General features: G+C 70.7%; 26 protein-coding genes and 1 pseudogene. 7 read left to right on the top strand and 20 right to left on the bottom strand.

Annotated elements, in window-relative coordinates:
* Nucleotides 1-5: 5 nt before the first annotated feature.
* The 11 genes from nuoK to ACH4NX_RS14065 are packed head-to-tail and all read right to left on the bottom strand — an operon-like array spanning nucleotide 6 to nucleotide 10,915.
* Nucleotides 6-305, bottom strand: coding sequence for an NADH-quinone oxidoreductase subunit NuoK (gene nuoK, locus ACH4NX_RS14115; RefSeq protein ID WP_004927567.1), 300 nt, complete (start codon nucleotides 303-305; stop codon nucleotides 6-8).
* Complete coding sequence (locus ACH4NX_RS14110) at nucleotides 302-1,159, bottom strand: NADH-quinone oxidoreductase subunit J (RefSeq protein WP_351389786.1); 858 nt, start codon at nucleotides 1,157-1,159, stop codon at nucleotides 302-304. The genes nuoK and ACH4NX_RS14110 overlap by 4 nt, the downstream gene beginning before the upstream one ends.
* Nucleotides 1,156-1,797, bottom strand: a complete 642-nt coding sequence (gene nuoI, locus ACH4NX_RS14105) for an NADH-quinone oxidoreductase subunit NuoI (RefSeq protein WP_351389789.1) — start codon at nucleotides 1,795-1,797, stop codon at nucleotides 1,156-1,158. The genes ACH4NX_RS14110 and nuoI overlap by 4 nt, the downstream gene beginning before the upstream one ends.
* Nucleotides 1,790-3,166 carry an NADH-quinone oxidoreductase subunit NuoH gene (nuoH, locus tag ACH4NX_RS14100; protein WP_351389791.1) on the bottom strand — a complete coding sequence of 459 codons (1,377 nt, stop codon included), beginning with the start codon at nucleotides 3,164-3,166 and terminating at the stop codon, nucleotides 1,790-1,792. Before nuoH ends, nuoI begins: the two co-directional genes overlap by 8 nt.
* Nucleotides 3,163-5,694 carry an NADH-quinone oxidoreductase subunit G gene (locus ACH4NX_RS14095; RefSeq protein ID WP_398127035.1) on the bottom strand — a complete coding sequence of 844 codons (2,532 nt, stop codon included), beginning with the start codon at nucleotides 5,692-5,694 and terminating at the stop codon, nucleotides 3,163-3,165. Before ACH4NX_RS14095 ends, nuoH begins: the two co-directional genes overlap by 4 nt.
* Nucleotides 5,691-7,040: an NADH-quinone oxidoreductase subunit NuoF gene (nuoF, locus tag ACH4NX_RS14090; protein ID WP_351389797.1), complete on the bottom strand. Its 1,350-nt coding sequence runs from the start codon at nucleotides 7,038-7,040 to the stop codon at nucleotides 5,691-5,693. The genes ACH4NX_RS14095 and nuoF overlap by 4 nt, the downstream gene beginning before the upstream one ends.
* On the bottom strand, nucleotides 7,037-7,909 hold the full coding sequence (gene nuoE / locus ACH4NX_RS14085; protein WP_351389799.1) for an NADH-quinone oxidoreductase subunit NuoE: 873 nt from the start codon (nucleotides 7,907-7,909) through the stop codon (nucleotides 7,037-7,039). Before nuoE ends, nuoF begins: the two co-directional genes overlap by 4 nt.
* A complete protein-coding gene (locus ACH4NX_RS14080; RefSeq protein WP_398127034.1) occupies nucleotides 7,906-9,240 on the bottom strand; it encodes an NADH-quinone oxidoreductase subunit D in 1,335 nt (444 codons plus the stop codon). Before ACH4NX_RS14080 ends, nuoE begins: the two co-directional genes overlap by 4 nt.
* The gene (locus ACH4NX_RS14075; protein WP_351389805.1) at nucleotides 9,237-9,992 is read right to left on the bottom strand and encodes an NADH-quinone oxidoreductase subunit C; all 756 of its coding nucleotides are present in this window, start codon (nucleotides 9,990-9,992) and stop codon (nucleotides 9,237-9,239) included. Before ACH4NX_RS14075 ends, ACH4NX_RS14080 begins: the two co-directional genes overlap by 4 nt.
* The gene (locus ACH4NX_RS14070) at nucleotides 9,989-10,543 is read right to left on the bottom strand and encodes an NADH-quinone oxidoreductase subunit B family protein (protein ID WP_005313804.1); all 555 of its coding nucleotides are present in this window, start codon (nucleotides 10,541-10,543) and stop codon (nucleotides 9,989-9,991) included. The genes ACH4NX_RS14075 and ACH4NX_RS14070 overlap by 4 nt, the downstream gene beginning before the upstream one ends.
* Nucleotides 10,544-10,555: 12 nt before the next feature.
* A complete protein-coding gene (locus ACH4NX_RS14065) occupies nucleotides 10,556-10,915 on the bottom strand; it encodes an NADH-quinone oxidoreductase subunit A (protein WP_003974383.1) in 360 nt (119 codons plus the stop codon).
* A gap of 753 nt (nucleotides 10,916-11,668) precedes the next feature.
* On the opposite strand from ACH4NX_RS14065, the gene ACH4NX_RS14060 reads away from it, so the two are divergent.
* Together ACH4NX_RS14060 and def are read left to right on the top strand one after the other, a co-directional pair.
* Nucleotides 11,669-12,517, top strand: coding sequence for a C40 family peptidase (locus ACH4NX_RS14060; RefSeq protein ID WP_398127033.1), 849 nt, complete (start codon nucleotides 11,669-11,671; stop codon nucleotides 12,515-12,517).
* Between the two features lie 151 nt (nucleotides 12,518-12,668).
* Nucleotides 12,669-13,328 (top strand): peptide deformylase, encoded by a 660-nt coding sequence (gene def / locus ACH4NX_RS14055; RefSeq protein WP_398153359.1) that lies wholly within the window; start codon nucleotides 12,669-12,671, stop codon nucleotides 13,326-13,328.
* Nucleotides 13,329-13,418: 90 nt separating this feature from the next.
* Here def and ACH4NX_RS14050 read toward each other — a convergent pair whose 3' ends face one another.
* Nucleotides 13,419-14,702 (bottom strand): geranylgeranyl reductase family protein, encoded by a 1,284-nt coding sequence (locus ACH4NX_RS14050; RefSeq protein ID WP_398129634.1) that lies wholly within the window; start codon nucleotides 14,700-14,702, stop codon nucleotides 13,419-13,421.
* A gap of 99 nt (nucleotides 14,703-14,801) precedes the next feature.
* Here ACH4NX_RS14050 and ACH4NX_RS14045 point away from each other — a divergent pair, with 99 nt between their 5' ends.
* Together ACH4NX_RS14045 and ACH4NX_RS14040 are read left to right on the top strand one after the other, a co-directional pair.
* Nucleotides 14,802-15,320: a GNAT family N-acetyltransferase gene (locus ACH4NX_RS14045; RefSeq protein WP_351389818.1), complete on the top strand. Its 519-nt coding sequence runs from the start codon at nucleotides 14,802-14,804 to the stop codon at nucleotides 15,318-15,320.
* Nucleotides 15,321-15,415: 95 nt separating this feature from the next.
* Nucleotides 15,416-15,807 (top strand): annotated as a pseudogene (locus ACH4NX_RS14040) (PASTA domain-containing protein).
* 69 nt (nucleotides 15,808-15,876) lie between these two features.
* On the opposite strand, the gene ACH4NX_RS14035 reads toward ACH4NX_RS14040, so the two are convergent.
* From ACH4NX_RS14035 to ACH4NX_RS14010, 6 genes are all read right to left on the bottom strand, one after another.
* The gene (locus ACH4NX_RS14035) at nucleotides 15,877-16,572 is read right to left on the bottom strand and encodes a demethylmenaquinone methyltransferase (RefSeq protein ID WP_351389820.1); all 696 of its coding nucleotides are present in this window, start codon (nucleotides 16,570-16,572) and stop codon (nucleotides 15,877-15,879) included.
* Between the two features lie 31 nt (nucleotides 16,573-16,603).
* A complete protein-coding gene (locus tag ACH4NX_RS14030) occupies nucleotides 16,604-16,807 on the bottom strand; it encodes a DUF397 domain-containing protein (protein ID WP_398129635.1) in 204 nt (67 codons plus the stop codon).
* The gene (locus ACH4NX_RS14025) at nucleotides 16,767-17,615 is read right to left on the bottom strand and encodes a helix-turn-helix domain-containing protein (RefSeq protein WP_398129636.1); all 849 of its coding nucleotides are present in this window, start codon (nucleotides 17,613-17,615) and stop codon (nucleotides 16,767-16,769) included. The genes ACH4NX_RS14030 and ACH4NX_RS14025 overlap by 41 nt, the downstream gene beginning before the upstream one ends.
* Before the next feature lie 77 nt (nucleotides 17,616-17,692).
* Nucleotides 17,693-18,205: an imidazolonepropionase-like domain-containing protein gene (locus ACH4NX_RS14020; RefSeq protein ID WP_398129637.1), complete on the bottom strand. Its 513-nt coding sequence runs from the start codon at nucleotides 18,203-18,205 to the stop codon at nucleotides 17,693-17,695.
* Between the two features lie 7 nt (nucleotides 18,206-18,212).
* Nucleotides 18,213-19,412, bottom strand: a complete 1,200-nt coding sequence (mqnC, locus tag ACH4NX_RS14015) for a cyclic dehypoxanthinyl futalosine synthase (RefSeq protein WP_351389826.1) — start codon at nucleotides 19,410-19,412, stop codon at nucleotides 18,213-18,215.
* Between the two features lie 88 nt (nucleotides 19,413-19,500).
* Nucleotides 19,501-20,247, bottom strand: a complete 747-nt coding sequence (locus ACH4NX_RS14010) for a prepilin peptidase (protein ID WP_398129638.1) — start codon at nucleotides 20,245-20,247, stop codon at nucleotides 19,501-19,503.
* A 460-nt stretch (nucleotides 20,248-20,707) separates the two neighbouring features.
* Here ACH4NX_RS14010 and ACH4NX_RS14005 point away from each other — a divergent pair, with 460 nt between their 5' ends.
* The gene (locus ACH4NX_RS14005) at nucleotides 20,708-20,995 is read left to right on the top strand and encodes a DUF6355 family natural product biosynthesis protein (RefSeq protein ID WP_351389831.1); all 288 of its coding nucleotides are present in this window, start codon (nucleotides 20,708-20,710) and stop codon (nucleotides 20,993-20,995) included.
* Between the two features lie 102 nt (nucleotides 20,996-21,097).
* On the opposite strand, the gene ACH4NX_RS14000 is transcribed toward ACH4NX_RS14005, so the two are convergent.
* Both ACH4NX_RS14000 and ACH4NX_RS13995 read right to left on the bottom strand, forming a co-directional pair.
* Entirely contained in the window at nucleotides 21,098-22,858 is a 1,761-nt protein-coding gene (locus ACH4NX_RS14000; RefSeq protein ID WP_398129639.1) for a serine/threonine-protein kinase, read from the bottom strand.
* A gap of 99 nt (nucleotides 22,859-22,957) precedes the next feature.
* Nucleotides 22,958-23,806 (bottom strand): menaquinone biosynthesis protein, encoded by an 849-nt coding sequence (locus ACH4NX_RS13995; protein WP_351389835.1) that lies wholly within the window; start codon nucleotides 23,804-23,806, stop codon nucleotides 22,958-22,960.
* A gap of 292 nt (nucleotides 23,807-24,098) precedes the next feature.
* On the opposite strand from ACH4NX_RS13995, the gene ACH4NX_RS13990 reads away from it, so the two are divergent.
* Nucleotides 24,099-24,302, top strand: a complete 204-nt coding sequence (locus ACH4NX_RS13990) for a cold-shock protein (RefSeq protein WP_030813734.1) — start codon at nucleotides 24,099-24,101, stop codon at nucleotides 24,300-24,302.
* Nucleotides 24,303-24,415: 113 nt separating this feature from the next.
* Entirely contained in the window at nucleotides 24,416-25,114 is a 699-nt protein-coding gene (locus tag ACH4NX_RS13985; protein ID WP_398129640.1) for a class I SAM-dependent DNA methyltransferase, read from the top strand.
* Nucleotides 25,115-25,134 lie beyond the last annotated feature (20 nt).

Raw genomic sequence — 25,134 nt, 5'->3', positions numbered from 1 at the left:
ACCCCTCACAGCTTCATCAGGCTGGCGTCGTCGACCGAGGCCGAGTGGCGGGAACGGAACAGGGACACGATGATCGCGAGCCCGACCACGACCTCCGCGGCGGCGACGACCATCGTGAAGAAGGCGATGATCTGGCCGTCCAGGTTGCCGTGCATCCGGGAGAAGGCGACGAACGCGAGGTTGCAGGCGTTGAGCATGAGCTCGACGCACATGAAGACCACGATCGCGTTACGCCTGATCAGCACACCGGTGGCGCCGATCGTGAACAACAGGGCCGCGAGGTAGAGGTAGTTGACGGGGTTCACTTCGACGCCTCCTCGGACCGCTCGGAATCGGCCGGATCGACCGCCTTGCGCTCCAGACGCTCCTCGGCCCGCTGCTCCAGCGCCTTCAGATCGCCCAGCGCCTCCATCGAGACGTCACGGATCTGGCCCCGCTCGCGCAGCGTCCGGCTGACGGTGAGCTCGGACGGGGTGCCGTCGGGCAGCAGGCCCGCGATGTCGACCGCGTTGTGCCGGGCGTACACGCCGGGGGCGGGCAGCGGCGGCAGGTGCTTGCCCTCGCGGACGCGCCGCTCGGCCAGCTCGCGCTGGGTCGCCGCCCGTTCGGTGCGCTCGCGGTGGGTGAGCACCATGGCGCCGACGGCGGCCGTGATGAGCAGGGCGCCGGTGATCTCGAAGGCGAAGACGTACTTGGTGAAGATGAGGGAGGCGAGGCCCTCCACGTTGCCGTTCGCGTTCGCCTGGGCCAGGCCGGTGAACTCCGTGACGGAGGCGTTGCCGATGCCGGCGACCAGCAGGATGCCGAAGCCGAGCCCGGACAGCAGGGCCAGCCAGCGCTGGCCCTTGATGGTCTCCTTCAGGGAGTCCGCCGCGGTGACACCGACGAGCATCACCACGAACAGGAACAGCATCATGATCGCGCCGGTGTAGACGATGATCTGCACCACGCCGAGGAAGTACGCGCCGTTGGCGAGGTAGAACACCGCCAGGATGATCATGGTTCCGGCGAGGCAGAGCGCGCTGTGCACGGCCCTGCGCATGAAGACGGTGCACAGGGCGCCGATCACCGCGACCGTGCCGAGGATCCAGAACTGGACGGCCTCTCCGGTGGAGGTGCCTGCGGAGAGAGTCGCTGCGGCGGCGAGCTGCCCGGTCATCGGCGGATCACCTCCTCGGACGCCGGTTCGGTCCCGCCGAACGTCGAGTCGCCCTCCTGGACGACCTCGCCCTCGGAGTGGGCCACCTGCTGGACCGTGCCGGGCGCGGCCTCGGTGACCAGGCCCCGGTAGTAGTCCTGCTCGTCCGTCCCGGGATAGATGGAGTGGGGCGAGTCGACCATGCCCTCCTCCAGGCCGGCGAGCAGCTGCTCCTTGGTGAAGATGAGGTTGGCGCGGCTGGAGTCGGCCAGCTCGAACTCGTTGGTCATCGTCAGCGCGCGCGTGGGACACGCCTCGATGCACAGGCCGCACAGGATGCAGCGGGCGTAGTTGATCTGGTAGACGCGGCCGTACCGCTCGCCCGGCGAGTAGCGCTCCTCGTCGGTGTTCTCCGCGCCCTCCACGTAGATGGCGTCGGCCGGGCACGCCCAGGCACAGAGCTCGCAGCCGACGCACTTCTCCAGGCCGTCCGGATGGCGGTTGAGCTGGTGCCGTCCGTGGAAGCGCGGTGCGGTGGTCTTCTGCTGCTCCGGATACTGCTCGGTCAGCCGCTTCTTGAACATGGCCTTGAAGGTCACGCCGAAGCCGGCCACGGGGTTCATGAAACCGGGGTCGGTCTCCTTGGGTTCCTCAGCCATCGGACGCCTCCTTTCCATCCGTAGATCCGCCCAGAGGTTCGTCACTCCGAGTATCGGGTCCACCACTGACAATGAGCTCCCGCTCCCGGCGCGGACGGCGCCTGGGCACCGGCGGCAACTCCTGTCCGGGCATCGGCGGTACGGGGAACCCGCCGGCCATCGGGTCGAAGGCGGCCGGTTCCTCGGCGGGCGGTTCGGCCTGCTTGCCCTTCTCGCGGTACATGTCCACGACGAAGGACAGCACCAGCAGGGCCAGGACGCCGCCGGCGATGTAGAGGGCGATGTCGGTGAAGTCGTAGCCCTCGTTCCTGAGGGCCCGCACGGTCGCGACCATCATCAGCCAGACCAGGGAGACCGGGATGAGGACCTTCCAGCCGAGCTTCATCAGCTGGTCGTAGCGGACCCGGGGAAGGGTGCCGCGCAGCCAGATGAAGAAGAACAGCAGCAACTGGACCTTGACCACGAACCAGAGCAGCGGCCACCAGCCGTGGTTGGCGCCCTCCCAGAAGGTGCTGATGGGCCAGGGGGCCCGCCAGCCGCCGAGGAACAGCGTGGTGGCGACGGCCGAGACGGTCACCATGTTCACGTACTCGGCGAGCATGAACATCGCGAACTTGATCGACGAGTACTCGGTGTTGAAGCCGCCCACCAGGTCGCCCTCGGACTCGGGCATGTCGAAGGGGGCACGGTTGGTCTCGCCGACCATCGTGACGATGTAGATGATGAAGGAGACCGGCAGCAGCACGATGTACCAGCGGTCGTTCTGCTGGGCGACGATCTCCGAGGTCGACATCGACCCCGAGTAGAGGAAGATCGAGGCGAACGCGGCGCCCATCGCGATCTCGTAGGAGATCATCTGCGCGCAGGACCGCAGTCCGCCGAGCAGCGGGTACGTGGAGCCTGAGCTCCAGCCCGCGAGCACCATGCCGTAGATGCCGATCGAGGCGACCGCGAGGATGTACAGCAGCGCGATCGGCAGGTCGGTGAGCTGCATCGTGGTGCGGTGCCCGAAGATCGAGATCTCGTTGCCGGCCGGCCCGAAGGGGATCACCGCGATCGCCATGAAGGCCGGGACGGCCGCGACGATCGGCGCGAGGACGTACACCACTCTGTCGGCGCGCTTGACGACGAGGTCTTCCTTGAGCATCAGCTTGATGCCGTCGGCGAGCGACTGGAGCAGGCCCCAGGGGCCGTGCCGGTTCGGGCCGACGCGCAGCTGCATCCAGGCGACGACCTTGCGCTCCCACACGATGGCGAAGAGCACGGTCACCATCAGGAAGGCGAAGCAGAACACCGCCTTGACGACGACCAGCCACCAGGGGTCGGTGCCGAACATCGAGAGGTCTTCAGCGGCGAGGTACGGGCTCATGCCTCCACCTCCTTGGGGGCCACGCCCGCGAGCGTCGCCGGACCGATGCGGACGAGGGTTCCGGGCAGCACCCCGGCGTCGGAGGCGACGCCGGTGCCGGCGGAGTTCAGCGGGAGCCAGACCACCCGGTCGGGCATGTCGGTGATCTCCAGCGGGAGTTCGACGGTTCCGGCGGGGCCGGTGACGGCCAGGAGGTCCCCGTCCTTGACGCCCGCCTCGGCGGCCGTGGCGGCCGACACGCGCGCGCGTGCGGCGTGCCGGGTGCCGGCGAGTGCCTCGTCGCCCTGCTGGAGCAGGCCCTGGTCGAGCAGCAGCCGGTGCCCGGCCAGTACGGCCTCTTGGGCGGCCGGCCTCGGCAGGGCGCTCGCGGTCCCCAGCGGTTCGCCGGCCCGCGGCCCGTCCCAGGTGCCGAGCCGGTCGATCTCCGCGCGCGTGGTGCGCAGATCCGGCAGGCCGAGATGTACGTCCATGGCGTCGGCCAGCATCTGGAGCACACGGGCGTCGGCGGGCGCGAGGCGGCGGGTCATCTGGTCCGGCTTGAGCGCGGCCTCGAAGGACCGCACCCGGCCCTCCCAGTTCAGGAAGGTTCCCGCCTTCTCGGCGACCGCGGCGACGGGCAGCACGACGTCGGCGAGTCCGCTGACCTCGCTGGGCCGCAGCTCCAGCGACACCACGAAGCCGGCCTCGGCGAGTGCCGCACGCGCGCGTGCCGGGTCGGGCAGGTCGGCGACCTCGACGCCCGCCACCAGCAGTGCCTGGAGCTCTCCGCGGGCCGCGGCCTCGACGATCTCGCCGGTGTCGCGGCCGTAGCGGTGCGGCAGGTCGGCCAGGCCCCAGACGGCGGCGACCTCCTCCCGCGCGCGCGGGTCGGTCGCCGGGCGTCCGCCCGGCAGCAGCGACGGCAGCGCGCCCGCCTCGATCGCGCCGCGCTCCCCGGCCCGGCGCGGGATCCACACCAGCCGGGCGCCGGTCGCGGCAGCGGTCCGTACGGCGGAGGTGAGGCCGCCGGCCACGGCCGCCAGCCGCTCGCCGACGACGATCACGGCTCCCTCGGCGCGCAGTGCCTCCGCGGCCCGGGCGCCACCGGTCTCCAGGCCGACACCGCTCGCGAGGGCGTCCAGCCACTCGGTCTCGGTGCCCGGAGCTGCGGGCAGCAGGGTGCCGCCGGCCTTCTCCAGGCCCCGTGTGGCGTGCGTGGCCAGCGAGAAGACCTTCTGTCCGTGCTTGCGCCAGGCCTTGCGCAGCCGCAGGAAGACGCCGGGCGCCTCCTCCTCGGCCTCGAACCCGACCAGCAGGACGGCGGGCGCCTTCTCCAGCGCGGTGTACGTGACTCCCGTGGCTTCCCCGGACTCGGTGCGGGAGGCGCCCCCGAGGTCGTGGCCGCGTCCGGCGACCCGGGAGGCCAGGAAGTCGGCCTCCTCGACGCTGTGCACGCGCGCGCGGAAGTCGATGTCGTTGGTGTCGAGCGCCACGCGCGCGAACTTGCTGTACGCGTAGGCGTCCTCGACGGTGAGCCGCCCGCCGGTCAGGACACCGGTGCGGCCCCGCGAGGCGAGCAGTCCCTGCGCGGCGATCTGGAGTGCCTCCGGCCAGGAGGCCGGCTCCAGGTCGCCCTCGGCGTTGCGCACCAGGGGCGTCGTCAGCCGGTCCCGCTGCTGCGCGTACCGGAAACCGAAGCGGCCCTTGTCGCAGATCCACTCCTCGTTGACCTGCGGATCGTTGGCCGCCAGGCGCCGCATGACCTTGCCGCGCCGGTGGTCGGTGCGGGTCGCGCAGCCGCCGGCGCAGTGCTCGCAGACGGACGGCGAGGAGATCAGGTCGAAGGGGCGGGAGCGGAACCGGTACGCCGCCGAGGTGAGCGCGCCGACCGGGCAGATCTGGATGGTGTTGCCGGAGAAGTACGACTCGAAGGGGTCGCCCTCGCCGGTGCCGACCTGCTGGAGCGCGCCCCGCTCGATCAGCTCGATCATCGGGTCGCCCGCGACCTGGTTGGAGAACCGGGTGCAGCGGGCGCACAGCACGCACCGCTCGCGGTCGAGCAGCACCTGCGTGGAGATCGGCACGGGCTTCTCGTAGGTCCGCTTCTTTCCCTCGAAGCGGGAGTCGGCCTGGCCGTGCGACATGGCCTGGTTCTGCAGCGGGCACTCGCCGCCCTTGTCGCAGACCGGGCAGTCCAGCGGGTGGTTGATGAGGAGCAGCTCCATCACACCGTGCTGGGCCTTCTCCGCGACGGGCGAGGTGAGGTGGGTCTTCACCACCATGCCGTCGGTGCAGGTGATGGTGCAGGACGCCATGGGCTTGCGCTGGCCCTCGACCTCGACGATGCACTGGCGGCAGGCGCCGGCCGGGTCGAGGAGGGGGTGGTCGCAGAACCGGGGGATCTCGATGCCGAGCTGCTCGGCGGCCCGGATGACCAGGGTGCCCTTGGGCACGCTGATCTCGGCGCCGTCGATCGTCAGCGATACGAGGTCCTCCGGCGGGACCGCCGCCTCTCCCCCTCCCGAAGGGGCATTGGTGGTCACGGTCATGCCTTCACCTCCGTGCGGTCGGCCCAGGCCGTCGACTTGGCCGGGTCGAAGGGGCAGCCGCGGCCCGTGATGTGCTGCTCGTACTCCTCGCGGAAGTACTTGAGCGAGGAGAAGATCGGCGAGGCGGCACCGTCGCCGAGGGCACAGAAGGACTTGCCGTTGATGTTGTCGGCGATGTCGTTGAGCTTGTCGAGGTCGGACATCCGGCCCTTGCCGGCCTCGATGTCGCGCAGCAACTGGACGAGCCAGTACGTGCCCTCGCGGCACGGTGTGCACTTGCCGCAGGACTCGTGCGCGTAGAACTCGGTCCAGCGCGTGACGGCGCGTACGACGCAGGTCGTCTCGTCGAAGCACTGGAGCGCCTTCGTGCCGAGCATGGAACCGGCGGCGCCCACCCCTTCGTAGTCGAGGGGGACGTCGAGGTGTTCCTCGGTGAACATCGGCGTCGAGGAGCCGCCCGGTGTCCAGAACTTCAGCCGGTGACCGGGGCGCATGCCGCCGCTCATGTCGAGGAGCTGGCGCAGCGTGATGCCGAGCGGGGCCTCGTACTGGCCGGGGCCCGCGACGTGGCCGCTGAGCGAGTAGAGCGTGAAGCCCGGGGACTTCTCGCTGCCCATCGACCTGAACCAGTCCTTGCCCTTGTTCAGGATCGCGGGAACCGATGCGATCGACTCGACGTTGTTCACCACAGTCGGGCACGCGTAGAGGCCCGCGACGGCGGGGAAGGGGGGACGGAGCCGCGGTTGACCCCGGCGGCCTTCGAGCGAGTCGAGCAGTGCGGTCTCCTCACCGCAGATGTACGCGCCCGCGCCCGCGTGCACGGTGAGTGTGAGGTCGAGTCCGCTGCCCAGGATGTTCTCGCCGAGGAAGCCGGCCGCACAGGCCTCGCGCACGGCCTCGTGCAACCGCCGCAGCACCGGTACGACTTCACCACGCAGGTAGATGAAGGCATGCGAGGACCTGATGGCGTAGCACGCGATGACGATGCCCTCGATGAGGCTGTGCGGGTTCGCGAAGAGGAGCGGGATGTCCTTGCAGGTCCCCGGCTCCGACTCGTCGGCGTTGACAACAAGATAGTGAGGCTTGCCGTCCCCCTGGGGAATGAACTGCCACTTCATCCCCGTCGGGAACCCGGCGCCGCCGCGGCCGCGCAGACCGGAGTCCTTGACGTACGCGATCAGGTCGTCCGGCGACATCGCCAGCGCCTTGCGGAGCCCCTCGTACCCCTCGTGCCTCCGGTAGACGTCCAGAGTCCAGGACTCGTCCTCGTCCCAGAAGGCCGACAGCACGGGTGCGAGCAGCTTCTCCGGGCTGGTGCCCTTGATCTCGGCTGCCACGGTCATCACTCCCCCTCCTCGGCGGTGGGCCCTGCCGGGTTGGCGGGGTCGGAGGCCGCTGTGTCCTGCGGCGCGTCGTGCGAGCTGAGGTGTTCCGTCGGGGACGGGTCGTGCACGGCCCGGTCCTGCGGCGCGTCGTGCGGTCCGCCGTCCCGCGGGTGCACCACGCGCGCGGCGGGTACCTCGCCCTTGGCCAGCTTCAGCCCGGCCAGGGAGGCGTGACCCGCGCTGCCGCCGGCCGCGACGGCGCCGTCCCGCTCGTCGGGGAAGCCCGCCAGGATCCGGGCGGTCTCCTTGAAGGTGCAGATCGGCGCCCCGCGCGTGGGCGTCACCGGCCGTCCCGCGCGCAGGTCGTCGACGAGGTGTTTGACGCTCGCCGGGGTCTGGTTGTCGAAGAACTCCCAGTTGACCATCACGACCGGCGCGAAGTCGCAGGCCGCGTTGCACTCGATGTGCTCCAGGGTGACCTTGCCGTCCTCGGTGGTCTCGCCGTTGCCGACGCCCAGGTGCTCCTGGAGGGACTCGAAGATCGCGTCGCCGCCCATGACCGCGCACAGTGTGTTGGTGCAGACGCCGACCTGGTAGTCGCCGCTCGGCCTGCGCCGGTACATGGTGTAGAAGGTGGCGACCGCGGTGACCTCGGCCGTGGTCAGGCCCAGCATGTCCGCGCAGAACCGCATCCCGGTGCGCGTGACGTGCCCCTCCTCGGACTGCACCAGGTGCAGCAGGGGCAGGAGGGCGGACCGGGAGTCCGGGTAGCGGGCGATGACCTCGCGCGCGTCGGTCTCCAGCCGGGCCCGGACGTCGTCCGGGTAGGCGGGCGCGGGCAGTTCCGGCATGCCCAGGCTGACGCCCCGCTCCGAAGAAGAGGTGGTCACCGGTCGACGCCTCCCATCACGGGGTCGATGGACGCCACCGCGACGATGACGTCGGCGACCTGGCCGCCCTCGCACATCGCCGCCATGGCCTGAAGGTTGGTGAAGGACGGGTCGCGGAAGTGGACCCGGAAGGGGCGGGTGCCGCCGTCGGAGACGACGTGCACGCCGAGTTCGCCCTTGGGTGACTCGACCGCCGTGTAGGTCTGGCCCGGTGGTACCCGGAAGCCCTCGGTGACCAGCTTGAAGTGGTGGATCAGGGCCTCCATGGAGGTGCCCATGATCTTCTTGATGTGGTCGAGGGAGTTGCCCAGTCCGTCCGGGCCCAGGGCGAGCTGGGCGGGCCAGGCGATCTTCTTGTCGGCGACCATGACCGGGCCGGGCTGGAGCCGGTCCAGGCACTGCTCGACGATCCGGAGCGACTGGCGCATCTCCTCCAGCCGGATCAGGAAGCGGCCGTAGGAGTCGCAGGTGTCGGCGGTCGGGACGTCGAAGTCGTACGTCTCGTAGCCGCAGTACGGCTGGCTCTTGCGCAGGTCGTGGGGCAGGCCGGTGGACCTGAGGATCGGGCCGGTGGCGCCGAGGGCCATGCAGCCGGCCAGGTCGAGATGGCCGACGTCCTGCATACGGGCCTTGAAGATGGGGTTCCCGGTGAAGAGCTTGTCGTACTCCGGGAGGTTCTTCCTCAGCTTCTTGATGAGCTCGCGGATCTGGTCCACCGCGCCGGGCGGCAGGTCCTGGGCGAGTCCGCCCGGGCGGATGTACGCGTGGTTCATCCGCAGGCCGGTGATGAGTTCGTAGATGTCGAGAATCAGTTCACGATCGCGGAAGCCGTAGATCATGACCGTGGTGGCGCCGAGCTCCATGCCGCCGGTGGCGACGCACACCAGGTGGGACGAGAGCCGGTTCAGCTCCATCAGGAGGACTCGGACGACCGTGGCCCGGTCGGGGATCTCGTCCTCGACACCGAGGAGCCTCTCGACGCCCAGGCAGTACGCCGTCTCGTTGAAGAACGACGTCAGGTAGTCCATGCGCGTCACGAACGTGGTGCCCTGCGTCCAGGTCCGGTACTCGAGGTTCTTCTCGATGCCGGTGTGCAGGTAGCCGATGCCGCAGCGGGCCTCGGTGACCGTCTCGCCGTCGATCTCCAGGATGAGACGGAGCACGCCGTGGGTGGAGGGGTGCTGCGGGCCCATGTTGACGACGATGCGCTCGTCGTCGGTGCGGGCGGCGGACTGGACGACCTCGTCCCAGTCGCCGCCGGTGACCGTGTAGACGGTCCCCTCGGTGGTCTCGCGCGCCGAAGCCGCGGACGTTGACTGTGTGCTGCTCACGAGTACGACCTCCGCTGGTCCGGAGCCGGGATCTGGGCACCCTTGTACTCGACGGGGATGCCGCCGAGGGCGTAGTCCTTGCGCTGCGGGTGGCCCTGCCAGTCGTCCGGCATCATGATCCGCGTCAGGGCCGGGTGACCGTCGAAGACGATGCCGAAGAAGTCGTACGTCTCGCGCTCGTGCCAGTCGTTCGTCGGGTAGACGGAGACCAGCGACGGGATGTGCGCGTCGTCGTCGGGCGCGCTGACTTCGAGGCGGATCAGCCGGTTGTGGGTGATCGAGCGCAGGTGGTAGACGGCGTGCAGCTCGCGGCCCTTGTCGTGCGGGTAGTGGACGCCGCTGACGCCGGTGCAGAGCTCGAAGCGCAGGGCCGGGTCGTCGCGCATGGTGCGGGCGACGCGCACCAGGTGCTCGCGCTCGATGTGGAAGGTCAGCTCGTCGCGGTCGACGACCGTCTTCTCGATGGCGTTCTCGGGCAGGAGGCCCTGTTCCTCCAGCGCGCCCTCGAACTCGTCGGCGACCTCGTCGAACCATCCGCCGTAGGGCCTGCTCGCCGGCCCGGGCAGGCGCACGGAGCGGACCAGGCCGCCGTAGCCGGAGGTGTCGCCGCCGTTGTTGGCGCCGAACATGCCGCGCTGGACGCGGATCTCCTCGCCGCCCTGGCCGCGTTGGCCGGGGAGGTTCTCCGCGGAGAGGTCCTTCTCCGGGTTCACCCCGTCCGCGTCACCTGCCGTGCCGTTCGCGTCACTCACCGCAGCAGCCCCTTCATCTCGATGGTGGGCAGGGCCTTGAGCGCCGCTTCCTCCGCCTCGCGGGCCGCTTCCTCCGCGTTCACCCCGAGCTTGGAGCCCTGGATCTTCTGGTGGAGCTTGAGGATGGCGTCCATCAGCATCTCGGGCCGCGGCGGGCAGCCGGGGAGATAGATGTCGACCGGCACGATGTGGTCGACGCCCTGGACGATCGCGTAGTTGTTGAACATGCCGCCCGAGGAGGCGCAGACCCCCATGGAGATCACCCACTTCGGGTTCGGCATCTGGTCGTAGACCTGCCGCAGCACGGGCGCCATCTTCTGGCTGACCCGGCCCGCGACGATCATCAGGTCCGCCTGCCTCGGCGAGCCCCGGAAGACCTCCATGCCGAAGCGCGCCAGGTCGTAGCGGCCGGCGCCGGTGGTCATCATCTCGATGGCACAGCAGGCGAGGCCGAACGTGGCGGGGAAGACGGACGACTTGCGCACCCAGCCCGCGGCCTGCTCGACGGTGGTCAGCAGGAAGCCGCTCGGCAGTTTTTCTTCGAGTCCCATGTCAAAGGCCCCTCAGTCCCATTCCAGGCCGCCGCGCCGCCATACGTACGCGTACGCGACGAAGACGGTGAGCACGAAGAGCAGCATCTCCACGAGCCCGAAAATCCCCAGGGCGTCGAAGGTGACGGCCCAGGGGTAGAGGAAGACGATCTCGATATCGAAGATGATGAAGAGCATCGCCGTCAGGTAGTACTTGATGGGGAAGCGCCCGCCGCCGGCCGGCGTGGGGGTCGGCTCGATGCCGCACTCGTAGGCCTCGAGCTTCGCCCGGTTGTACCGCTTCGGACCGATCAGCGTGGCCATGACCACGGAGAAGATCGCAAAGCCTGCCCCGAGGGCTCCCAGTACGAGGATGGGCGCATACGCGTTCACCGCTCCTCGCTCCTCTCAGTCGGCACTGACTGCTGGCGTTTGCAGCAGACTCACAGCCGCCCCAACAGCCCCACGAGCCCCGCTCGTCCCGGCGAAGATCGCGAACATGTGAAGCAGGTCACAAGCCCAACTGCCTCGCATCCTATGCCCGCCACTCTGTGATCTGCGACACGGGGTATTGCACAAGCTTTGTGATCTCCACCACCTGACGAACGATCATGAAGTCGGATGAGCGGTGATCTTCACACAGGAAGCGTTCAGGTGATCACCAGAGGTGACATTTTCGCTCGTCACCGCTGGCCAGAGGGTGGGGGCAGCGGGCGTCTCAATATCAAGATGCTTCTCTTGCATGCAAATTGGTGCTGGACCCGTCGGCTTGATAGAGGACGCGTTCACACCTCGGAGGGAGGGTCGGGAGCGATGTGGACACGTGCACGCGTTCACGAGCGCCGCGGGACCCGGTCGCGCGTCACGGACGCGGCCGACGGGGCAAGCGTTCCGTGACCTGCGCCACATTCATGAGAGGTGTCCGAGAACCGGGCTTGGCCAACTGTCCCAACAAGTGGTAAGCGCAGGGCAATTCGGGCGTAACGATCAAAGTCCGTGATCACGGCCTGGTCACGGGCCGCCCACAATGTCCGTTAGGGCGTCAATAAGAGACGACACGCCCGGGATTCGGGGCTCGATTGAACAACTGTGGCGGAGCACACGTTTCTTGAAGGTATGGAGGAGCTCCTGATACCGGTTGTCCCTATGTCCCACACCGCTCACATACGCAGCCACCGGAAGCCCCGCCGCAGCGCGTCGACCATCGCGATGCGGGCCGGAGTTGCCGGTGGCGTCCTCAGCACCCTGGCAGTGGCCGGGGCGTCGGGTGCGGCCCACGCGGCCGAACCGGTGACGCAGACCCTTGAACTGCCCACACTGACGGCCGACCTGGCCGCTCAGGTCGCCCAGTCCGCGGACGTCACGCAGCAGGCGGCCGCGAGCTACGAGCTGCGGGCCGAGCGTGACGCGGCCACCGCGCAGGCCGCCAAGCAGGCCAAGACGGACCTCGCCGAGGCCAAGAAGAAGGCCGAGGCAGAGAAGAAGAAGAAGAAGGCCGAGGAGGCCGAGCGCAAGGCGGCCGCCGAGCGCGCCTCCCGCGACGCCGAGCGCGCCACCCTGAGCGCCTCGGTGGACAACGGGTCCTCCGGCGGCTCCGACAACTCGGGCAGCAGCGTCGGCAGCAGCTCGTCCGCGGCCACCGGTTCGGCCGCCGCGGTCGTCTCCTTCGTGCAGTCCCAGGTCGGCGACGCCTACGTCTCCGGCGGCACCGGCCCCAACTCCTGGGACTGCTCCGGCCTGGTGCAGGCCGCCTTCAAGTCGGTCGGCGTCGACCTGCCGCGTGTCTCCCAGGCCCAGTCCACCGCCGGCACCCAGGTGGGGCTGGGCAACCTCCAGCCGGGCGACATCCTGTACTGGGGCGGCGCGGGCAGCGCGTACCACGTGGGTGTGTACGTCGGCGACGGCATGTTCGTCGGCGCGCAGAACTCCTCCACCGGCGTCGTCAAGGCGTCGCTGGACTACGACCCGCCGAGCGGCGCGGTGCGCGTGCTGTAGTCACGCACGCACGCACACACCCGCACCGCGCGGACATATCCACACGAAGGGCCGCAGCCACTCAGGGGCAGCGGCCCTTCGGCCTCTCCTGGCATGCTCGGCGCGGGCCGGTTCCCCACCGGCCCGTCCACGAGCCGAAGGAGAGAACGTCATGCCGAGTGTCTTCGTACAGGGGCGGCCCGCCGCCGCCTCCTACCCCCCGTTCGCGCCCGAGGCCCGGCGCGGGTCGGTACGGCGGGTCACCGAGGCCGGCGAAGAGGTGCTGCACAAGCCGTGCCGGGACGTCACCGAGTTCGGGCCCGACCTCGCCGCGCTCATCGACGACATGTTCCGCACGATGTACGTGGCCGAGGGGGCCGGGCTGGCGGCTCATCAGGTGGGCGTGAGGCTGCGCCTGTTCGTCCTCGACTGCCTGCACGACGAGGGTGTCCGACATGTCGGGCACGTCGTCAATCCGGTACCGGAGGCCCTCGAACCGTCCGCCAGGCGGCTGCTCGACGAGGGCGAGGGCTGTCTGTCCGTGCCCGGCGCCGTCGTGGCCGTACCCCGGCCCGACCGGGCCGTCGTGCGGGGCCTCGACAGGGACGGCGAGCCGCTTCTCGTCGAGGGCACCGGCTACTTCGCCCGATGTCTCGCCCACGAGACCGACCACGTGAACGGCCACGTCTACCTGGACCGGCTCTCCGCCCGGGAACGGAGGGCTGCGCTGCGGCAGTCGGCGGCCCGGCGCGACGAGGTCCTCGCGCGCCGGGCCGCCAACGCCCTGGCCCTCGCCGGGCAGTCCGGCGGCCCCACCGGGCCCCGGGGCTGACCGGAGCCGCCAGGTCTGTCAGACCCGCCGGACCCGTCAGACCCGCCCGGCCCGTCAGACCCGCCCGGCCCGCCCGGCCCGTCAGGCCCGTCAGGCCTTCGGCGCGACCTTGCTCAGTCCGTTGATGATGCGGTCCATCGCGTCGCCTCCCGTCGGGTCCGTCAGGTTGGCCAGCATCTTGAGGGTGAACTTCATCAGGATGGGATGGGTGAGGCCGCGCTGGGTCGCGATCTGCATGACCTTCGGGTTGCCGATGAGCTTCACGAAGGCGCGGCCCAGCGAGTAGTAGCCGCCGTAGGTGTCCTTCAGGACGCGCGGGTAGCGCTGGAGGGCGATCTCACGCTGGGCCGGCGTGGCCCGCGCGTGCGCCTGGACGATGACGTCGGCGGCGATCTGGCCGGACTCCATGGCGTAGGCGATGCCCTCGCCGTTGAAGGGGTTCACCAGTCCGCCGGCGTCGCCGACGAGCAGCAGGCCCTTGGTGTAGTGGGGCTGGCGGTTGAAGGCCATGGGCAGGGCGGCGCCGCGGATCGGGCCGGTCATGTTGTCGGGGGTGTAGCCCCAGTCCTCCGGCATGGACGCACACCAGGCCTTCAGGACCTCGCGCCAGTCCAGCTCCTTGAAGGAGTCCGAGGTGTTGAGCACGCCGAGACCGACGTTCGAGGTGCCGTCGCCCATGCCGAAGATCCAGCCGTAGCCCGGCAGGAGGCGGTCCTGGGCACCACGGCGGTCCCACAGCTCCAGCCAGGACTCCAGGTAGTCGTCGTCGTGGCGGGGTGAGGTGAAGTACGTACGGACCGCGACGCCCATCGGGCGGTCCTCGCGGCGGTGCAGGCCCATCGCCAGGGACAGGCGCGTGGAGTTGCCGTCGGCGGCCACGACCAGCGGGGCGTGGAAGGTGACCTCCCGCTTCTCCTCCCCCAGCTTGGCGTGCACGCCGATGATGCGGCCGGTGCGGTCGTCGAGGACGGGGGCGCCGACGTTGCACCGCTCGTACAGGCGCGCGCCGGCCTTCTGGGCCTGCCGGGCGAGCTGCTCGTCGAAGTCGTCGCGCTTGCGGACGAGTCCGTAGTCCGGGAAGGAGGCCAGTTCCGGCCAGTCCAGCTGGAGGCGGGAGCCGCCGCCGATGATGCGCAGGCCCTTGTTGCGCAGCCAGCCGGCCTCCTCGGAGATGTCGATGCCCATCGCCACGAGCTGCTTGGTGGCGCGCGGGGTGAGCCCGTCGCCACAGACCTTCTCCCGCGGGAACGCGGTCTTCTCCAGCAGGAGGACGTCGAGTCCGGCCTTGGCCAGGTGGTACGCGGTCGTGGAGCCGGCTGGCCCCGCGCCCACGACGATCACATCGGCGGTGTTGTCGGAGAGGGGCTCGGTCACGGCGGGATCTCCCCAGAGTTCGGAAATATGCGTGCCGACGGGCACTGGACATGGGCAGTCTATTCAGCGTTACCGATCACCCGGCTGAAGGGCTGCCCCGTGAACCGAGCCACCCCCGCTGTACGGTTGCGCGTCCCCACCGACGAGGACGCCGTCGCCTGGCACCGGATCTTCGACGACCCGGACGTCATGGAGTTCCACGGCGGGAGGTCCGCGGAGCTGTCCGTCTACGAGGAACTCACCGCCCGCCAGCGCCGGCACGACGCCGAGCACGGCTTCTGCCTGTGGACCATGGTGGACGAGGACGACCGGGTCATCGGCTTCACCGGCGCCCAGCCGTGGCCGCAGGACTGGGGTCCCAAGGGCGACATCGAGATCGGCTGGCGCCTCGGGCGGGCGTACTGGGGCAGGGGCTACGTCACGGCGGCGGCCCGGCAGACGCTGGAGCGGGTGCGGGCGGCGGGTGTGGCGGAGGTGGTCGCGATGGTCAACGCCCGCAACGCACGGTCCATCGCGGTCACGGAGCGGCTGGGCATGACGCTCGCCGAGGTCTTCACCACCCCCGCCTCCCAGCAGCAGGGGCACTGCTACCGGCTCCCGCTGCGACACGGCGCATGACGGAGTGTGACCGACTGTCACGGTGAGCCACTTGGCGCTTCCGGCCGGTGCGCGGCGGAGCCACTCTGCCGGGTACCCGCTGGGGGGTGACGTCCGTGCGCCGGGTACCCGAGAGATCGGACGTGCGTGTACCGCGCCTGGTCGGCCTGATGGCCGTGGACGCGCGGGAGGCGGCCCGGGCGCGGGGACCGACCCCGCACGCGACGGACCGGCCGGACCCGTACCTCGCCGTCGTCGACCACGTCGTACGCCAGTATCCGCGGCCCGGCACGCAGGTGCCGCCGGAGTCGACGGTGTACGTGTGGTTCGACTTCGGGGAGGGCGAGGTCGACGGGGGCGTCCGCGAGCCGCGGGGGCCGGGCCCGCCCCGGGGCGGGCCGCGCGGCGGGAGCTGGCCGAGCCGGGCGGACCGTCGGACAAGCCGGGCGGGCCGGACGAGCCGAGCGAGGCGGGGCCGCCCTACTGCGCGATCCTCGGCTCGCCTTGAGGCTCCTCGAATCCCGTGCGGCCCGTTTCGGCCCGCCCCGGAGGTCCTCTTCGCCCGCCTCGAACCCCCTCAGCTCTCCTTGAACCCCCGGTGCAGCGCCACCACGCCACCCGTCAGGTTCCGGTACGCCACCCTGGACCAGCCGGCCTTGCCCAGCCGTTCCGCGAGCGCCGGCTGGTCGGGCCAGGCGCGGATGGACTCGGCGAGGTAGACGTACGCGTCCGGGTTGGACGACACGGCGCGGGCCACCGGCGGCAGGGCGCGCATCAGGTACTCGGTGTAGACGGTCCGGAAGGGCGTCCAGGTCGGGTGCGAGAACTCGCAGATGACGACCCGCCCGCCGGGCCGCGTCACCCGGTACATCTCGCGCAGCGCCGCGTCCGTGTCCTGCACGTTGCGCAGCCCGAAGGAGATGGTGACCGCGTCGAAGACGTCGTCCTGGAACGGCAGCCGCATACCGTCGCCCGCCGTGAACGGCAGCCACGGGTGCCGCTGCTTGCCGACCTGGAGCATGCCGAGGGAGAAGTCGCAGGGGACGACGTAAGCGCCGGTGCGGGCGAAGGGCAGGGAGGACGTCGCGGTACCGGCCGCGAGGTCCAGGATCTTCTGCGCGGGGCGGGCGTCGACGGCTCTGGCGACCTCCTTGCGCCATGCCCGGTCCTGGCCGAGCGACAGCACGGCGTTCGTCAGGTCGTACCGTTCCGCGACGTGGTCGAACATCGAGGCGACTTCGTGCGGCTGCTTGTTCAGGGAAGCGCGGGTCACGGGCCCATTGTTGCAGCCGCTCGGGCGGGACCTACAGCTCGCCCCTCGCCGCCGCACCGACGAACCATGCGAATGCCTCCGGCGCGACGGAGAAGTGGCCGCCGGTGGGGTTCTTGCTGTCGCGCATCGCCACGTGGGCCGTGAGGTCGGCGTACTCGACGCAGTTCCCGCCGGTGTCACTGCTGTACGACGACTTACGCCAAAGCGAGTCCGCCGGGGTCGGCCTGGTGCCCATAACGCTCCTCCATCACTCTGGCGATCAGCTCGGCCGACTCCTCCACGGAGAGAGCGGCCGCCTGCATGAGATCGTAACGGAGTGAACCCTCCTTGACTGCTTGAGGATTGGCCGTCATGTGGCCCTGGACGAAGTCCTCGGTGTAGACGATGTCCGGGTCACCGTCGAAGCGCAGCATCGTGTATGAGCCCGGCAGCCCCGCGTGGGCACCGGCTTCGAACGGCAGGATCTGCACGCGCAGCCACTCGCGGTCCCGCAGCTCCAGCAGATGAGCCAGTTGCCCGCGCATGACGTCGCGGCCACCGACCTGCTGACGGAGTGCCGCCTCCGACAGCACCACCCACATCAGGGGCGGATTCTCCTTGTCCAGGATGCGCTGGCGCTCCAGCCGGGCCGCGATCAGACCGTCGAGGTCCTTGTCCTCCCGCACCGCCAGCACCGCGCGCGCGTACTCGGGCGTCTGCAGCAGCCCGTACACCACCTGCGCTTCGAATGCGAAGATGTAACTCGCCTTCGCCTCCATCTCCGCATACGGCTGGAACCAGGACGGCAACTGGCTGCGCAGGACCAGGCCGACCAGCCGCGAGAACACTCCGTCCGTGTTCAGCGCGGCGTCCACGCGGGCCGAGAAGTCGCGGGTCGGGACCTTGAGCGTCGTCTCGATCTGACCGACCAGGGAGCCGGTGCAGAAGACGATGCGCCCCAGGTCGGCCAGGCGGAGGCCGGCCGCCTCCCGCTGGCGGCGCAGCTCGGCGCCGTAGTAGTCCAACGGCGACGCGCTGGGGTCGAGTTGCCTGATGTGAGCCATGGAAGGGCGCCTCTCTCTCCGTAGCCGAGAGTAAGCGCACCGCGTTTGCCCCGTACCGCCAACCGTGGAAGTCGTATTTATGCCCGGCGGTGCACCAGTCGCCCGCCCACCACCGTCGCCAGACAGCTCCCGTCGGCGGCCAGGACGGCGAAGTCCGCGCGGGCACCCGGGGAAAGGGCCGGGGCGGCGGTGTCGACCAGGACGCCGGACCGCCGCACGGCGGTCAGCACCGGGGGCCGGGTGAAGGGGCCGGCGACCGCCGTGACGCCCCGGGCCAGCATCCGCTGAAGGCCGCGCCGGGCGCTGGCGCCCCACCGGGCGTCCGGCATCCCGGCAGGGCTCACGGGCAGGGGTTCGGTGCCCAGCTCGTCGGCCTCGCGCGGGTCGGGCCAGTACAGGGTTTCCAGCCACCGGACGGCGTCGGGCTCGTGCCGTCCGGCGGCGAGAGTCCCGCCCGCCCACTCTCGGACGCGGGCGTGGTCTCCGTGGGCGGCGCGCAGTTCGGCGTACGGGCCCAGGCCCGCGACGCGGGCGCCCTCGACGGCGACGCACCGGGAGTCGTCAGCCAGGGGCCGGTGGATCGTCAGCATGGGCCGGTCAGTTGGGAGCCAGCAGTTTCAGCTCGGGGTGGGCCGTGCCGCCCTCGATGGCCGTGGACGAGATGTGGGACACGACGCGCTCGTCGACGGGGTCGTTCGCCGGGTCGTCGTGCACGACGAGGTGCTCGTACGTCGTGGCGCGCTGCGCCGGTACGCGGCCCGCCCTGCGGATCAGGTCGATGATCTCCAGCCGGTTGGACCGGTGCTTGGCACCGGCCGACGACACCACGTTCTCCTCCAGCATGATCGAGCCGAGGTCGTCGGCGCCGTAGTGCAGGGAGAGCTGGCCGACCTCCTTGCCCGTCGTCAGCCAGGAGCCCTGGATGTGGGCGACGTTGTCCATGAACAGCCGGGCGATGGCGATCATCCGCAGGTACTCGAAGAGCGTGGCCTGCGTACGGCCCTTCAGGTGGTTGTTCTCGGGCTGGTAGGTGTAGGGGATGAAGGCGCGGAAGCCGCCGGTGCGGTCCTGCACGTCCCGGATCATGCGCAGGTGCTCGATGCGCTCGGCGTTGGTCTCGCCGGTGCCCATGAGCATGGTGGAGGTCGACTCGACACCCAGCCGGTGCGCGATCTCCATGATCTCCAGCCAGCGCTCGCCGGACTCCTTCAGCGGCGCGATGGCCTTGCGCGGACGCTCGGGGAGGAGTTCCGCGCCGGCGCCGGCGAAGGAGTCGAGCCCGGCCTGGTGGATCCGGGTGATGGCCTCCTCGACCGACACCTTCGAGATCCGCGCCATGTGCTCGATTTCGCTCGCCCCCAGGCTGTGGATGACGAGCTGGGGGAACTCCTTCTTGATGGCGGCGAAGTGCTTCTCGTAGTACTCGACGCCGTAGTCCGGGTGGTGGCCGCCCTGGAACATGATCTGCGTGCCGCCCAGCTCGACGGTCTCCGCGCAGCGGCGCAGGATGTCGTCGAGGTCACGGGACCAGCCCTTCCTGGTGTCCTTGGGCGCGGCGTAGAAGGCGCAGAACTTGCACGCCGTGACGCACACGTTCGTGTAGTTGATGTTGCGCTCGATGATGTACGTGGCGATGTGCTCGGTACCGGCGTACCTGCGCCTGCGTACGGCGTCGGCGGCGGCGCCCAGCGCGTGCAGCGGGGCGTCGCGGTAGAGGTCGAGCGCCTCTTGGGGGGTGATCCGCCCACCGGCGGCGGCGCGGTCGAGGATGGGCTGAAGGTCGGCCTTCTCGGTCACCGGCGTCCCTTTCGCAGAGTTCGTAAGGGTTGTGGACGGACCGGACCAGCGTACGCCAGCCCTTCCGGCCGGTGATCCGCAGGCGTCCTCAGGCCGCGTAGGCCCCCGCGAGGAGACCGAGGAAGGCGCCCGCGATCAGGAACGGCCCGAACGGGATGGCCGTCCTGCGCCCCGCCCGCCGGGCGACGACGAGGGCACCGCCGTAGAGCGCGCCGAGCAGGAACCCGGCGAAGGTACCCAGCATCACCGTCGCCCAGCCGTACCAGCCGAGCACCGCACCGGCGCCCAGCGCGAGCTTGACGTCGCCGAAGCCCATGCCGGCCGGGTTGATGAGGAACAGCACGAGGTAGCCGGCGCCGAGGGCGAGGGCGCCCAGCAGGGCGGTGGTCCACTCCCCGGCGTGCTCGGGCACGAGCGCGGTGAGCCCGAGCAGGACGAGTGCGGCACCGGCGAGCGGCAGCGTGAGGAGGTCGGGCAGGCGCCGTACCCGCAGGTCGACGACGGCCAGCAGCACGCCGGCCGGCGCGAGCAGCAGCCAGACGGCCACCTCGGGCCGGGTCCCGGTGGCGGCGGCGAGGGCGGCGCAGACGAGGGCGGTGACGACGGCGAGGGCGGCGGGACCGGAGCCGTACGACGCCTCGCCGGCCGGGCACCGCCCGCACCGCGCCCGCCCGAGCCAGCCCCGGACGGGATGCGCGCCACCGGGGCACCGGTCCCGCCACGCCTGGCCCGACGGGACGGAGAAGCGGTAGGCGGCGCGGGGCAGCAGCGTTCCGGTCACCGCGCCCCAGAGGGCGGCGACGACGATGACGACGGCGAGGAGATCGAGGTTCATCCGGCCGCCCGGCTCAGCCCGCTGCCCGGACGCTGACGCGCCAGGTCGGCGGCGGCTCGTCGAGCAGCGCCTCGGTACGCGGCGGCGGGCCGCGCCGGCCGGGCGGAGCAGTTCACGCCGGACTCCCCTTGCGGTGAGGGACTGGGTGAGGGACCACTGGAGCGAACCAACGCTATCCAAAGGGCTGGTGCGGACACCAGACGGGCATCCGCCACGGCTGCTCCGCGAGGGCATCGCACCCGGCCGGCAGGGCCGGCACACCCGCTTTCGGCCCGGCGTACGAGGAACCGGCGAAGACCAGCCGCTCGGCGCAGCAGCGAATCGATTCGCCGGGTGAACGCTGCCACCGAGGACCGGAACGGCCGCTCCGAGCTGCCACTCTCGGGCGTCGACACCGGATCGGCCGGCACAGGGTCGCCGGTCCGGACTCCCGTCCCTCTCCTCCTGTCTGGAGCTCCCCTTGCGTCTTCGTCGCATCGCGACCGGTGCCCTTGGTTCCGTCGCTCTCCTTCTCGCTTCCGCCGGCGCGGTCACCATGAGCGCCGGCCCGGCCGCCGCGAACCCCTGCGGCTTCTACGAGACCCACTCCGACGCCTATTACAACCACTGCACCTCGGACGGCTCACGCATCGTCATCGAGATCGACGACTGGGGCCCGAACAGCGAGCGTTGTGTGGGACCGGGCGTGACCTGGATCGGTCCCGCCTCCGGTGTCGACGGCGCTTGGTACACCGGCCGTACGTGCTGATCCGGGTGGTTTGAAAGCACTCGGCGGATCCGTTCGGGGAACGGTCACCACGACCGTTCCCCGAACTGCCGGAGGCGCGCCCCGGTGGGTGGGTGCCGTCGCCTACTCGACCTTCGACAGCCGCGCCTTCGGCCGCCCCGAGCCCTTGCTGTCGGACTGGTACTGGAGGTCGTCGCCGACCGGGGTGAGGCGGACGGCGTGGAGGGTCTGGACACAGACCCCGCGGTTGCCCTCGGCGCCCACGGCACTCGTGACGACCTCCTTCTCCGTCACCTTCTTCAGGGTCAGTACGTCGTCGCAGACGCCGCCCAGGATGTCGGTGTGACGCAGGGTGCCCAGCTCCTCGCCCACCTCGGCGTCGCGGACGGTCAGGCGGAAGGTGCCGAGCGGCAGGTTGCCGTCGACCGCGATGGCCTGGCCCTCCCAGGTGCCGACGTAGCTCTGGGGGACGGCGCGGGGGGAGGACGGCGCGTGGGTGGCGCTGTCACCCGTTCCCGGGGTGTCCTTCCCGCCCTGGCCCGGCAGCAGGTCCAGGACGAGGACCGATCCGACCGTCACCGCCGCCAGCGCTCCCGCCACCGCGAGCGCCACGGTGCAGCTGAACCGGCGGCCGCGTCCCAAGACGCCTCGTGTGGAGGTCGCCGCGACGGAGAGGGCGAGTCCGCCCGGCGCGGGGTCGCCGTCCCTCGGCCCGGGGACGGGCGCGCCCGGCGGGGGCATCACCGGCGGTGGCCCGAAGGCACCGGTGGTGGACTCCGCCGGTCCCGCCGCTCCCGCCGCTCCCTCCGCTCCCTCCGCACCCGTCGTGACCGACGGGCGGCTGAACCCCAGCGGGCCCGAGACCGGTCCCGCCGCCCACTCCGAGGCCGGTCCGGGGCCCGAGGCCGGTGCCGGTCCCGCCGCCCGCTCGGGTGACCGCTGCGCCGCCTCCAGGTTCAGCAGTCGCACGGCGCTCCGGCTGACCTGCTCCACCAGCGCCCCCGGCAGCCAGCCGCCGGACACGAGCCGGGCCGCGCCCTCGGGAGCGAGGCGCCGGGCCAGGTCACCGGGGGCCGGGCGGGCGGCCGGGTCCTTGGCCAGGCACGCCGCCACCAGCTCCCGTATCCCTGTCCCGCCGTTCGCCTCCCCGTCCAGGGCGTCGAGCTGCGGCTCCTCGTGGACGACCTTGTAGAGGAGCGCGGCCGACGAGTCCCCCGGGAAGGGCGGCGCGCCCATCGCCGCGAAGGCGAGGACGGCGCCCAGCGAGAACACGTCCGCCGCGCCCGTGACGCCCTTGCCGAGGATCTGCTCGGGCGACATGTAGCCGGGCGAACCGATCGAGACGCCCGTCGAGGTCAGGGAGGCGGTCCCTCCCCCAGACTCCGTCCGGGAGGTGCCCCCAGTGGCCCGCGCGATCCCGAAGTCGATCAGCAGGGGGCCGTCGAGGGTCAGCAGTACGTTGGACGGCTTCACGTCCCGGTGGACGAGGCCCAGCTCGTGCACCGCCGCCAGCGCCTCGCCCAGACCGGCGCCGAGCGCCCGTACCGCGTGGGCCGGCAGCGGGCCGTGCGCCGCCACGGCCGCCGTCAGGGACGGACCGGCCGCGTACGCCGTGGCGACCCACGGCACGCGCGCCTCGGGGTCCGCGTCCAGTACGGGCGCGGTCCAGGCGGCGCCCACCCGGCGCGCCGCCTCCACCTCGCGCCGGAACCGGGCCCGGAACTCCTCGTCCAGCGCGAAGTGCGGATGCACGATCTTCACGGCGACCGTGCGGCCGCCGGCGCTGCGGCCCAGGTAGACCCGGCCCATGCCGCCGGAGCCCAGCCGGCCGAGCAGCCGGTAGGGCCCCACGGCGGTGGGTTCGTCGACTTCGAGCGGCTGCATGGCGTCCACCTCTCCCCCGTACGCCGGCCAGTACCTGCCGGTACCTGTGTGCAGGGTAGTGGGCAGCCCTCCCGGAACCCCGTGCGCGTTCCGTACGCGTCAGGGCTGGAGCAGGTCCACCTTCACGTCCGCCGGGAAGCCGGTGCTGGGGCCGACCCGGCGGGCGAACTCGGCGACCGCGTCCAGCTGCGGGGCGCCGAGGCGGAAGTCGAGCGTGGTGAAGTACTTGGCGAGGGTCTCCTCGTCGAAGGCCTCCCAGCGGGCCGCCTGCTCGGCGACCTTGCCGACCTCCTCCAGGGAGAGGTTGCGGGAGGCGAGGAAGGCCTCGTGCACCTTGCGGGTGATGACCGGCTCGCGCTCGGCGTAGTCGCGCCGCGCCGCCCAGACCGCGAAGACGAACGGCAGTCCCGTCCACTCCTTCCACAGCGCGCCCAGGTCGTGCACTTCGAGGCCGTAGCGCGGGCCGTCGATCATGTTCGCGCGCAGGGCCGCGTCACCGATGAGGACGGCCGCGTCGGCCTCCTGCATCATCAGGCTCAGGTCCGGCGGGCAGGTGTAGTAGTCGGGCTGGACGCCGAACCGCTCGGCCAGCAGCAGCTGGGCGAGGCGGACGGAGGTGCGCGAGGTCGACCCGAGGGCGACCCGGGCACCGTCCAGCCGGTCCAGCGGAACCTGCGAGACGATCACGCACGACATCACCGGGCCGTCGCAGCCGACGGCGATGTCGGGGAAGGCGACCAGATCGTCGGCGTTCTTGAGGAATTCGACCAGGGTGACGGGACCGATGTCGAGATCGCCCTGCACCAGCTGCTCGCTGAGCTTCTCCGGGGTGTCCTTCGTCAGCTCGAAGTCGAGGAGCGTGCCTGTTCTCGCGAGCCCCCAGTACAGAGGCAGGCAGTTCAGGAACTGGATGTGGCCGACGCGCGGCCGGGTGCGAGAATTGTCCACATCGCGAGGCTAGCCCTCCCCCGGTAACCGCCCGCCGCCGACCCCCGGCGTCAGCCGAACGGCCCAGGTGTTCAAACATTCGGGTGAAGTGATCTTGGCCTCTGTTGCGCTCGGGGCCCTGCGTGCTAGGCTCACCAGCAAGTTGCAGTTTGGTTTCCCTTGCAGTACAGAGCCTGCGGAGCATGTGACCGCGGGCTCTCGTCGTTCTCAGACATAAGCAGTTGTGCAGAATTCCAGTCTTCACACTTGCTGGTTCTGGAGCAGGGCAACCCTTTGGGCCCAAGGAGGGCTTATGGCTACCGGAACCGTGAAGTGGTTCAACGCCGAAAAGGGCTTTGGATTCATCGCCCAGGAAGGCGGCGGCCCCGACGTCTTCGTCCACTACTCCGCGATCAATGCGACCGGCTTCCGGTCCCTCGAGGAGAACCAGCAGGTGAACTTCGACGTCACGCAGGGCCCGAAGGGTCCGCAGGCGGAGAATGTCACTCCTGTCTGATTGACAGCAGTACCCAAGGAGCCCCGCGCCGACTTCGGCGACGGGGCTCCTGCCCTTTGGATGAATTCCCGGTGACCCATCCGGTTGTCAGTGGCCGCCACTAGGGTCCCGCCATGACCGACGACACCGCACGCGGCGCTGCCCCCCGCACCGGCTCCCCGGGCACGGGCCCTGTGGACAACGGCTTCCTTGACACCACCCGGGCCTTCTACGACACCATCGCCGAGGACTACGCCGACCGCTTCCGTTCCGCGGGCGCCGGCGGCCCGCTGGACCGGGCGCTGATGAGTGCCTTCGCCGAGCTGGTGGGAGGGGAGGGGCGAGTGGCCGACCTCGGCTGCGGTCCCGGCCGGGTCACCGCCCACCTCGCCTCGCTCGGCCTGCGGGTCTTCGGCCTCGACCTCTCCGCCTCGATGCTCGCGATCGCCCGCCGCGAGAACCCGGGCCTGCGGTTCGAGCAGGGCTCCATGCTGGAGCTGGACCTGCCCGACGGCGCCCTCGCGGGAGCCGTCTCCTGGTACTCGTCGATCCACACGCCGCGGGAACGGCTGCCGGACCTCTTCGCGGAGGTGCGGCGGGTGCTGGCCCCGGGCGGCCACCTGCTCCTCGCCTTCCAGGCCGGCGACGAGCCCCTCCGCCTCGACCGCCCCTTCGGCCACCCGGTCGCCCTGGACTTCGAACGGCGGCGGCCCGGGCCGATGGCGGAGCTGTTGGAGAAGGCCGGGTTCACCATCCTGTCCCGGACGGTGCGTGTACAGGAGGAGGACACCTTCTCGAAGGTCCCGCAGGCCTGCCTGATCGCCCGCCGCTGACCGCCCGGCGGCGGCCCGGT

It is taken from the genome of Streptomyces sp. NPDC017225, assembly GCF_044331465.1.
Lineage (GTDB): Bacteria > Actinomycetota > Actinomycetes > Streptomycetales > Streptomycetaceae > Streptomyces.
This window is presented reverse-complemented; position numbering and strand designations above follow the sequence as displayed.